The organism is Bradyrhizobium sp. PRIMUS42, from assembly GCF_023006515.1.
Taxonomy (GTDB): domain Bacteria; phylum Pseudomonadota; class Alphaproteobacteria; order Rhizobiales; family Xanthobacteraceae; genus Bradyrhizobium.
In genome coordinates this window covers 1-8,978 of record NZ_JALBGZ010000214.1, presented here as the reverse complement: position 1 = coordinate 8,978, position 8,978 = coordinate 1, and the positions used below count along the sequence as shown (strand labels likewise).

The window sequence follows — 8,978 nt, the reverse complement described above, 5'->3', positions numbered from 1 at the left end:
CGAAGCGCTGGAAGCTGCCGACACGGCACGTCGCCGCATCGAAGTTCTTCAGCCGCTGTCAGTGAAACTGCCCGCGACCGGTCTGCCCGCGGGCAGGGAGGTGGCTTGGCTCGACGGCGTCACCGCCGGCTATCGGCCGGAGCAGCCGGTCTTGCGTGATCTGTCGTTCACGATCGTCGGTCCGGAGCGCGTTGCGTTAGTCGGGCCCAACGGCTCGGGCAAGACGACGCTGCTGAAACTCATTGCCGGCGAGTTGCGCCCCTTCTCGGGCACGGTCCGGGTCAGGCCCGACTTCGCGCTGTTCGACCAGAAAATCAGCCTGCTCGATCCCGTGCTCTCGATCCTGGAAAATTTCGGCCGTCTCAATCCAGCGGCGGGCGCAAATGCGTGCCATGCCGCGCTGGCCCGGTTCATGTTTCGCGCCGATGCCGCCTTGCAGGTCGTCGGCAGTCTGAGCGGCGGGCAAATGTTTCGTGCGGGCCTTGCCTGCGTGCTGGGCGGGACGAGGCCGCCGTCCCTGCTGATCCTGGACGAGCCGACCAATCATCTCGACATCGAGTCCATCGAAGCCGTTGAAGCTGGCTTGAGAGCCTATGACGGCGCGCTGCTCGTCGTTAGCCACGACGAAGCGTTCCTGCAGGCGATCGGGATTGGGCGTCGGATCGAGGTCGCCGCCAAGGCGCTGCACTCCAACGGCAGGATCATCTGATCCCGCCCGGCGGTCCGGATATGGCAGTGATTATCAAAAACCCGACGCCCTGCCCCCAGCGCGTCGGGTGGAAAAAATGAGTATCAATCCGTGATCCCAACCCGAGTGTTGTGACGCGTGTCGCATCAATTTTCTACTCCGGGAAACTACCGCGTTGGACCGGGCTTTGCCTTCCCTGTGCGAGGGTCTATGAGGCTGCGCTTCCACCCGGCTCCAGCGCTTCGCCGATCTCCAGCGGATGGGCCATGGTCTCGTGCAGGGCGTCGCGATCGAGCTCGCCTTCGGAAATGCTGATGACGACGCAGGCGACGCCGTTGCCGATCAGATTGGTCAGAGCGCGGCATTCGCTCATGAACTTGTCGATGCCGACCAGGATCGCGATCGACTGGATCGGGATGTCAGGCACGATCGAGAGCGTCGCGGCGAGCGTGATGAAGCCGGCGCCGGTGACGCCCGAGGCACCTTTCGAGGTGATCATGGCAATGCCGAGGATGCCGAGCTCCTGCCAGATCGTCAGATGCGTATTGGTCGCCTGTGCCAAAAACAGCGTCGCCAGCGTCATGTAGATGTTGGTGCCATCGAGGTTGAAGCTGTAGCCGGTCGGGATCACGAGGCCGACCACCGAGCGCGAGGCGCCGAGATGCTCCATCTTCTGGATCATTTGCGGCAGAACCGTTTCGGAGGATGAGGTGCCGAGCACGATCAGCAGCTCGTCCTTGATGTAGGCGATGAAGCGCAGGATCGAGAAGCCGGCGAGCCGGGCGATCGCGCCGAGCACGATCAGCACGAACAGCATGCTGGTGAGATAGAACGTCCCGATCAGGGCCGCGAGGTTGAGCAGCGAGCCGAGGCCGTAGGCGCCGACGGTGAACGCCATCGCGCCGAAAGCGCCGATCGGGGCCACGCGCACGATGATGCGGATGATGCCGAAGAACATCTTCGCCGCCTTGTCGATCGCGTCCGCAATGGGTTCCCCGGCCTTGCCAAGGAAGGCGATGGCGAAGCCCGAGAGGATCGAGATCAACAGCACCTGCAACAGATCGCCCCGCGCGATCGCGCCCAGATAGCTGTCGGGAATGATCGCCATCAGATGGGCGACGATGCCTTCCTCCTTGGCCTTGGTGACGTAGGTGGCCACCGATTTCGGATCGATCGTGGCGGGATCGATGTTGAAGCCGTGTCCGGGCTGGAGAACCTCGCCGACGAGCAGGCCGACGGCGAGCGCAACGGTCGAGACCGTTTCGAAATAGATCAGCGACTTCAGCCCGACCCGGCCGACACGCTTGAGGTCGCCCATCGAGGAGATGCCGTGCACCACGGTGCAGAAGATCACCGGCGCGATCATCATCTTGATCAGCGCGATGAAGCCGTCGCCGAGCGGCTTCAGCGCCTTGCCGAGATCAGGGTAGGAATAGCCGACAAGTACACCGAGCACGATCGCGATCAGGACCTGAATGTAGAGGATCTTGTACCAGGGCTGATGCCGGCGCTGGATGGCTGGCTGGATCGCGACTTGTGTCATAGAGTGTGTCCCGGAACGCATTGATCTTGCAGGATTTGGATCCTGCTTGATCTGCACCATGTGATGGCCGCCGCAGAAGTGACAATCACGTTTTTGTCGGATCGCACGAAGATCAATCGCTGCACCGCAATTGGGGGGAACATGGCGACTGCAATCGGCTCCGATCAGCAAACGCACGGCTATTTTCCGCGCTGGAAGCTCAAGACCTCGGGCGTGATCATGCCGGAGGAGCGGCTGTCATGGGGCCAGACCGCAGTGTCCGGTCTCCAGCATTGCGTTGCGATGTCGGGATCTACGATCATCGCGCCGCTGCTGATGGGGTTCGATCCCAATGTTGCGGTCCTGTTCTCCGGCATCGGCACGCTGATCTTCTTCGTCATCGTCGCCGGGCGCGTGCCGAGCTATCTCGGATCGAGCTTCGCGTTCATCGCCGTCGTCATCGCCGCCACCGGCTACGCCGGGCAGGGTCCGAACCCGAATTTGTCAGTTGCCCTCGGCGGCATCGTCGGCGCGGGGGTGCTGTACGGCGCGATCGCGCTGATCGTGATGTGGTCAGGGGTCGGCTGGGTCGAGAGACTGCTGCCGCCGGCCGTCACCGGCGCTGTGGTCGCTGCGATCGGTCTCAACCTCGCGCCCGTGGCGGTCAAGGCGGTGAGCGCCAGCACCTTCGACACGGGTATCGGGCTCGCGACCGTTCTGATCATCGGCGTGGTCGCCGTGGCCGCGCCGGGCCTGTGGCGCAGGCTGCCGATCATCCTTGGCGCAATCGGCGGATATCTTTTGTATTTGCTGTTTGCGAACGGTCTCGGCTTCGGCAAGCCGGTCGACTTCGCGCAACTCTCGGCCGCGCCGTGGTTCGGGCTGCCGAGCTTCACCACGCCGACATTCCAGGCCGACGCAATCTTCCTGATCGCGCCGGTTGCGGTCATCCTCGTCGCCGAGAACCTCGGTCACATCAAGGCAGTCGGCGCCATGACGGGCCGGAGCCTCGATGCCTATCTCGGCCGCGCCCTGTTCGCCGACAGCCTAGCTACCATCGTCGCAGCCTGCGGCGGCGGCACTGGCGTCACCACCTATGCCGAGAACATCGGCGTCATGGCGGCGACGAAAGTCTATTCCACCCTGTTGTTTGCCTTCGCGGCCATGGTATCGATCCTGCTCGGCTTCTCGCCGAAATTCGGCGCGCTGATCCTGTCGATTCCCGGACCCGTCATCGGCGGCCTCTCGATCGTGCTGTTCGGATTGATCGCGGCGATGGCGGGCCGGATCTGGGTCGAGAATAAGGTCGACTTTGCAAATCCTGCAAACCTGATCACCGCCGCCGTGGCGTTGACCGCGGGCGCGGGCGACCTGACGCTCAAATTCGGCGCATTCACGATCGGCGGGATCGGCACCGCAACCTTTGGCGCCATCATCTTGTATCAGATCCTGACCTCGCCGCTGGCGAGACCTGCCGAATGAATCCCAGCGATGCGCTGAGGAGATGGAACAAAAAGCGCCTTCCGCCGATGATGAGGCATTCCGGAGAGAACCCATGCCACAACCCGATCGCTCGACTTCGTTTCCCTCGCGCCTTGTCGGCCAATACGCGCTGGTGACCGGCGCCTCGCAAGGCATCGGCCGCGCCGTCGCCGTCCGGCTCGCCCAGGAAGGCGCGACTGTTGCCATCAATTATTTCGATCATCCTGAAGGGGCCGAGGAGACGCTTGCGCTGGCGCGGACGGCATCGGGCGATCGCGGCCATGGCAAGCTCGATCACATCATGGCCAAGGCCGATGTCGGCAATGAGCAGGACGTTGCGGCGATGTTCGAGACGATCCTTTCGCGCTGGAAGCGCCTCGACTGTCTCGTCAACAATGCCGGCTTCCAGCGGGAGTCGCCCAGTGAAGCGCTCGACATCGAAACCTATCGCCGCATCATCGACGTCAATCTCAACGGCGCCGTGCTCTGCGCGCAGAAGGCGCTCGCACATTTCGTCGCGCGCGGCGGAGGCGGCAGCATCATCAACTGCTCCAGCGTCCATCAGATCGTTCCAAAGCCCGGCTATCTCGCTTATTCGATCAGCAAGGGCGGCATGGCCAATTTGACCCGCACGCTGGCGCTGGAGTTCGCCGGCCGTAATATCCGCGTGAATGCGGTCGGCCCGGGCGCGATCGACACGCCGATCAACGCGGCCTGGACCGGCGATCCCCAGAAGCGCGGCGTTGTCACCAGCCACATTCCGATGGGGCGCGTCGGCACGCCGGAAGAGATCGCCGCTGTGTTCGCCTTCCTCGCCTCGGATGATGCGAGCTACATCACCGGGCAGACGCTCTACGCCTGCGGAGGCCTGACTTTGTTTCCCGAATTCCGGGAGAATTGGGCGAGCTGACTTCAGTTTGTGACTGCGGGGATGGCGGTCGGGCCGGGTAGGGGTCTGCGTCGCCGTGTGCTATCGACCGTGGACGACGCTGCCGCTATTGGCAAGCGCCGACACATGAAGGGCTCGTGACCACAAATATCAACATCAATGCCTACAGTGACGCGCTGGTGGTCCTCGGGACTGCCGGTGTCGTGGTGCCGATTGTCCGCCATTGGGGCATCAATCCCGTGCTGGGTTATCTCGGTGCCGGCGCCATCCTGGGTCCGCTCGGGCTTGGCTCGCTCGTAAAGGACCTCCCGCTCCTGTACTGGTTCACGGTGGCGGACGCAGAGAACGTCGAGGGGATCGCAAATCTCGGTATCGTGTTCCTGCTCTTCCTGATCGGGCTCGAGCTGTCTTTCCGAAGGCTCGTCACGATGCGACGCCTGGTGTTCGGGCTTGGCGGCCTGCAGGTGCTGATGACGTCCGCGATGATTTTCGGTGCGGCGCTCCTCTCCGGGCAGAGCTCCGACGCGGCCGTCATCCTTGGTGCCAGCCTTGCGCTGTCCTCGACGGCGATCGTGCTCGAGCTCCTGTCCAGCGAGAGGCGGCTTGCGACCACGACCGGGCGCGCCAGCTTTTCGGTTCTGCTGGCCCAGGACCTAGCAGTGGTTCCCATTCTGGTCTTCGTCTCGGTGCTCGGCGCGGGAAATGATGGCTCCGTCCTGACGCACATCTCCAGTGCGATCCTGAAAGCCGCGCTGGCGGTCGCTGTCCTCATTCTGCTCGGACGGCTCCTGATGCGTCCGCTCTTCCAGATGGTTGCAGGCACCCATTCGACGGAGTTGTTCGTCGCCGCGACCTTGTTCGTCATTGTCGGCGCGGGGCTTGCCGCGCACCAGGCCGGCCTGTCGATGGCGCTCGGAGCATTCGTTGCGGGACTGATGCTGGCGGAAACGGAGTATGGCAAGGCCATTGAGGCCACCGTCGAGCCGTTCAAGGGCCTGCTGCTCGGCATCTTCTTCTTCACTGTCGGCATGGCCATCGACTTCCGCGTGTTCATGCGCGAGCCTGGATGGCTGCTGGCCGCCGTTGTCGGCCTTCTCGCCGGCAAGACGATCGTGCTCATTGTCCAGGGCCGCATTTTCAGGCTCTCGTGGCCTGCGGCGATCGAGAGCGGCTTCCTGCTGGGTCCCGTCGGCGAATTCGCTTTCGTCAGCATCGGAATGGCGGCGGCCGGCGGCCTGATCGAACCACGCGTGTCGAGCTTTGCCGTCGCCATCACGGCCGTGACGATGGCGTTGACACCGTTATTGAACATGCTCGGACGACGGCTGGGCGCCAAGCTTCGCAGCGAGCGCACGCCAGATCCCGAACTCGCGGTTCGGCCGCCCGGCGACCGGGCGCAGGCCATCGTGATCGGCTACGGCCGCGTCGGAAAGGTCGTCTGCTCGCTGCTGACCAGCCACGGCCTGAACTACATCGCGGTCGATCACGAGGCCGTCGCCGTGGCGCGTGACCGCCGCGACGGTCACAAGGTCTATTTTGGCGATGCGACAGAACCGGGTTTCCTCGAAGCCTGCGGCCTGATGCAGACGACCGGTGTGATCATCACCATCCAGTCGCGGCCGGCGATCGATGCTGTCGTCGAGCGGGTCCGCGCGGCGCGCCCGGATGTGCTGATCGTTTCACGTGCGCGGGACGCCGATCATGCCCGCCACCTCTATGCGATCGGCGCAACCGATGCGGTGCCGGAGACCATCGAGGCGAGCCTGCAGCTTTCCGAAGCCGCATTGGTCGGCCTCGGCGTTGCGGTCGGGCATGCGATCGCGTCGGTGCACGAGAAGCGGGACGAATTCCGGCTGACGCTGCAGCAAGCCGCCCGCATTGCAGGACAAGACAAGGCTCGTCCGCTGGATCTCGCGGGGCGCCGGTCCCCGCGATAGCCGCCTAGCCGAGCTGCTGCACGCCGCGGACTGCAATGATCTGGCAAAACCGCCCGGCGCAGACTACATCTGCGCCATGGCAAATGCTCCGCTGGCAAGCTCCGCGCTCGAAAAATTCGTCGACCGGCACGAACGGCTGTTCGTGCTGACCGGCGCCGGCTGCAGCACCAATTCAGGCATTCCCGACTATCGCGACGGAAACGGCAATTGGAAGCGGACCCAGCCGGTCAACTTTCAGTCCTTCATGTCGGACGAGCAGACGCGCCGGCGCTATTGGGCCCGCAGCCTGATCGGCTGGCGGCGGTTCGGGCAGGCAAAGCCGAATGATGCGCACCACGCGCTCGCCCGGCTCGAGGCGAACGGCCGGTGCAGGATGCTGCTGACCCAGAACGTCGATCGGCTGCATCAATCCGCCGGCCACCGGCAGGTGATCGACCTGCATGGCCGGCTCGACCTGGTCCGCTGCATGGGCTGCGGGGCGAAGATGCCGCGCGATGAGTTTCAGCAGTCGCTGGGTCGCGCGAATGCGGCGTGGCTGGCGCTCGATGCCGCCGATGCACCGGATGGCGACGCCGATCTGGAGCACGAAGACTTTTGGTCCTTCCAAGTGCCTCCTTGCGAAGCGTGCGGCGGCATCCTCAAGCCCGACGTCGTGTTCTTCGGCGAGAACGTCCCGCGCGACATCGTCGCTACCGCGCAGGACCATCTGTCGCAGGCCGACGCGATGCTCATCGTCGGCTCCTCGCTGATGGTCTATTCGGGATTCCGCTTCGTGCAGGCCGCCGCGCAGCGCAACATTCCGATTGCGGCGGTCAATCTCGGCCGCACCCGCGCCGACGATCTCCTCACGCTCAAGGTCGAGGAGCGCTGCGAAGCGGCGCTTGCATTCCTGCTCTGATCGCGCCGGCGCCGAACACGCCTTGCCTATTGCATAGGTGCCAAGCAGAATGGCCGGACGCGGCGTTGTCCTCGTCGTCCATGGCATGGAAATTGCTGCGTTTTTGAACCAGTCTTGACGATCAGCACGGAGAATTTGGAATGCTTGAGGGAGCCGAGGTGCGGCTTGCCGTTGATATCGGTGGCACGTTCACCGACATCGTGCTGGACGTGGGCGAGGTACGGAAGACGCGCAAGCTGCTGACGACGCCACAGCGGCCCGAACAGGCGGTGCTGGACGGCATGCGCCTCATTCTCACTGACGCGCGCGCGCATATCAGCGACATCGACGTCTTCATTCACGGCACGACGCTCGCGACCAACGCGATCATCGAGCGCCGCGGTGCCAGGACGGCCCTCATTGCGACCGAAGGCTTTCGCGACGTGCTCGATATCGGCACCGAGAGCCGCTACGATCAATATGATCTCGGCATCGACAAGCCGAAGTCGCTGGCGCCGCGCAGCCTGCGTTTCACCGTGCCCGAGCGCGTCGACGCCCACGGCGTCGTCCGCCTCCCGCTTGACGAAACTTCGGTGCGCGCACTCGCGCCGAGATTGCGTGGGCTGGGCGTCGAGAGCGTCGCGATCGCCTTCCTGCACTCCTACGCCAATCCCGAGCACGAGCGCCGCGCGGCCGCGATCCTGGCCGAGGAGATGCCTGGCATCTCCGTGACCGTGTCCTCTGCCGTGTGTCCCGAGATCCGCGAATATGAGCGCACATCGACTGCGGTCGCGAACGCTTATGTGCAACCCCTGATCGACGGCTATCTCGCCCGCATGGCCGACGCCTTGCAGGTCGAGCAGTTCCGCGGCGCGATCTACCTCGTCACCTCCGGCGGCGGCGTCACCTCGATCGAGACGGCACGGCGCTTTCCGGTGCGTCTCGTCGAATCCGGCCCCGCCGGCGGCGCCATTTTCGCGGCGCAGATCGCCGCGCGTCTTGGCGAAAGCAAGGTGCTGTCCTTCGACATGGGCGGCACCACCGCGAAGATCTGCCTGATCGAGAAGTATCAGCCCGAGACCTCGCGCGTGTTCGAGGTCGATCGCGCCGCGCGCTTTCTCAAGGGCTCCGGTCTGCCGGTGCGCATTCCCGTGATCGAGATGGTCGAGATTGGCGCCGGCGGCGGCTCGATCGCCCATGTCGATGCGATGAAGCGCGTCACTGTCGGCCCGGAGAGCGCCTCGTCGGAGCCTGGTCCCGCCTGTTACGGCCGCGGCGGCCAGCGTCCGGCCGTGACGGATGCGGACGTTGCGCTCGGCATGATCGATCCCGATGCGTTTGCGGCCGGAACGATCAAGCTCGATCCGGAGCTGTCGAAGCAGGCGCTGCTGCGCGACGTCGGCGAGCCGCTCGGCCTGTCCGCGGAAACCGCGGCCTATGCCGTTCATGAAGTCGTCTGCGAGAACATGGCGAGCGCGGCGCGCGTCCATGCGGTCGAGCGTGGGGAGATTGTCGGCCAGCACACGTTGATCGCCTTCGGTGGTGCCGCGCCGCTGCATGCGGCGCGCGTCGCCGAGAAGATC

General features: G+C 64.5%; 7 protein-coding genes. 6 read left to right on the top strand and 1 reads right to left on the bottom strand.

All coding sequences use genetic code 11. The features are described 5' to 3' along the window. The coding region (locus MOV75_RS17620; RefSeq protein WP_247006274.1) for an ATP-binding cassette domain-containing protein at positions 1 to 709 on the top strand (709 nt) is incomplete at its 5' end. A gap of 187 nt (positions 710 to 896) precedes the next feature. On the opposite strand, the gene MOV75_RS17615 is transcribed toward MOV75_RS17620, so the two are convergent. Continuing rightward, positions 897 to 2,231, bottom strand: coding sequence for a dicarboxylate/amino acid:cation symporter (locus tag MOV75_RS17615; protein ID WP_246925639.1), 1,335 nt, complete (start codon positions 2,229 to 2,231; stop codon positions 897 to 899). A gap of 141 nt (positions 2,232 to 2,372) precedes the next feature. Between MOV75_RS17615 and MOV75_RS17610 the strand changes: the two genes are divergently transcribed. The 5 genes from MOV75_RS17610 to MOV75_RS17590 form a co-directional block, all read left to right on the top strand. Next, the gene (locus MOV75_RS17610) at positions 2,373 to 3,692 is read left to right on the top strand and encodes a solute carrier family 23 protein (protein ID WP_246925640.1); all 1,320 of its coding nucleotides are present in this window, start codon (positions 2,373 to 2,375) and stop codon (positions 3,690 to 3,692) included. A gap of 73 nt (positions 3,693 to 3,765) precedes the next feature. After that, positions 3,766 to 4,602, top strand: a complete 837-nt coding sequence (locus MOV75_RS17605) for an SDR family oxidoreductase (RefSeq protein ID WP_246925643.1) — start codon at positions 3,766 to 3,768, stop codon at positions 4,600 to 4,602. Between the two features lie 116 nt (positions 4,603 to 4,718). Continuing rightward, positions 4,719 to 6,518 (top strand): cation:proton antiporter, encoded by a 1,800-nt coding sequence (locus MOV75_RS17600; RefSeq protein ID WP_246925646.1) that lies wholly within the window; start codon positions 4,719 to 4,721, stop codon positions 6,516 to 6,518. Positions 6,519 to 6,594: 76 nt separating this feature from the next. Further along, positions 6,595 to 7,416, top strand: coding sequence for an NAD-dependent protein deacetylase (locus MOV75_RS17595; RefSeq protein ID WP_246925649.1), 822 nt, complete (start codon positions 6,595 to 6,597; stop codon positions 7,414 to 7,416). Between the two features lie 140 nt (positions 7,417 to 7,556). After that, a partial coding sequence (locus MOV75_RS17590) for a hydantoinase/oxoprolinase family protein (protein WP_247006273.1) occupies positions 7,557 to 8,978 on the top strand: 1,422 nt, incomplete at its 3' end.